We start from the raw sequence: 1,549 nt of genomic DNA, 5'->3' as shown, positions 1-1,549 counted from the left end.
CGCCGGCGGCGCGGGCGCGGCCGCGCTGCTGCTCACGGTCGCCGTCGCGTTCGCCGTGCACGCGCGCGTGTCCGTGCGACTGCTGCGCCACCGCTTGAACGCCGTCTCGCAGGACGCCGGTCTGCTGCTCCAGGAACGGGCCCGGATGGCCGAGGACTTCGCGCAGGAGCGGGGACGGCTGACCGAGGAGTTCGTCCAGGAGCGGGCGCGGATCGCGGCCGAGTTCGCGCGGGAACGGGCGCGGCTGGCCACGGAGACCGAACGCGAACGCGAACGGCTGTCCGACGAACGGGACCGTACGGCTGAGGAGATCACCCAGGAGCGGGCCGTGCTCTCGGAACGTGCCAAGCAGGCCGACACCGACCGCACCGCGCTCCTCGCCGTCACCGCCAACGTGGCCGGCCGGATGCAGGCACTCGCCACCGGCACGCTCGCCGACCTCCGCGCCATGGAGGAACGTCACGCCGACGAGGACGTCCTCGCCGACCTCCTCCACCTCGACCACCGCACCGCCCAGGCGGGCCGTCTCGCCGACTCCGTCGCCGTCCTCGCGGGCGCGCGCTCGGGCCGCCGCTGGGCGCGGCCGATCCCCATGGAGTCGATCCTGCGCGGCGCGATGGGCCGCATCGGCGCCTACCGCCGGGTCCGCCTGCACTCGTCCAGCGAGGCCGCCGTGGCCGGTCACGCCGCCGAGGGCGTCATGCACGCGCTCGCCGAACTCCTCGACAACGCGGCCAACTTCTCACCGCCGACCGCCGAGGTCCATGTGTACGTCGAGGAGGTCCCGGCCGGCGTGATCATCTCCGTCGAGGACTCCGGGCTCGTCATGGGCGACGTCCAGCTCCGGCGCGCCGAACGCGCCGTGTCGGGCGAGGCGACCGGCCTCACGAGTCTCTCCGGCACCCGTCTCGGCCTCGCCGTCGTCGGCCGCCTCGCCCGCAAGCACGGTCTGAGAATCTCCTTCCGCCCGTCCGCGCGCGGCGGCACGGGCGTGCTGATGCTCATCCCGCAGGACGTCCTGGCGAGCACGGTCCCCACGTCGGCAGCTCCCACGGCGTCCGCCCCCGCCCAGTCGCCGCCCTACGTGGGCGTACGCGCCCCGCACGGCCTGGACAACGAGCCGACTCCCACCCACGAGTTCCCGACGGACGCCCCTGCCGCCCCCGTCGCCGACCCGGTCGCCGACGCCCTGATCGACTCCCTGTCCGGCTACCGGACCGGGACGCCGACCCCTGCCACCGACACCCCGACCGGCTCTCAGACGTTCGGTTCCTCCTTCGGTTCCCCCTTCAGCTCGTCGTTCAGCTCCGAATTCGGCTCCGGCAGCGTCGAGTTCGGTCCGGGCGGCACCGAGTTCGGCTCAGGCACCTCCGGCTCCGGCTTCGCCACCCAGCCCAGCGCCGCCCAGCCCAGCGCCGCCCAGCCCAGCGGCTCCCAGCCCAGCGGCTCCGAGCCCGGCGGTTACGGCGCCCACGGGTACGACCCCGGTGGCTACGCCCCCGGCTCTCCGGCCGCCGCCGAGGAGCCCCCCACCGCCTCCGACGCCCTC

1 protein-coding gene is annotated in these 1,549 nt (G+C 75.0%); it reads left to right on the top strand.

Annotated features, from left to right (window positions below; translation table 11 throughout):
• Positions 1 to 1,549, top strand: a 1,549-nt coding sequence (locus AWZ10_RS14760; protein ID WP_244172488.1) for a sensor histidine kinase, incomplete at both ends; no start/stop codon positions are given.

The sequence above is a fragment of the Streptomyces europaeiscabiei genome (genome assembly GCF_001550375.1).
In the GTDB taxonomy this organism is placed as follows: domain Bacteria; phylum Actinomycetota; class Actinomycetes; order Streptomycetales; family Streptomycetaceae; genus Streptomyces; species Streptomyces europaeiscabiei.
Note: the sequence above shows the minus strand (reverse complement) of the source record. Positions and strands in the feature narration are given on the sequence as shown.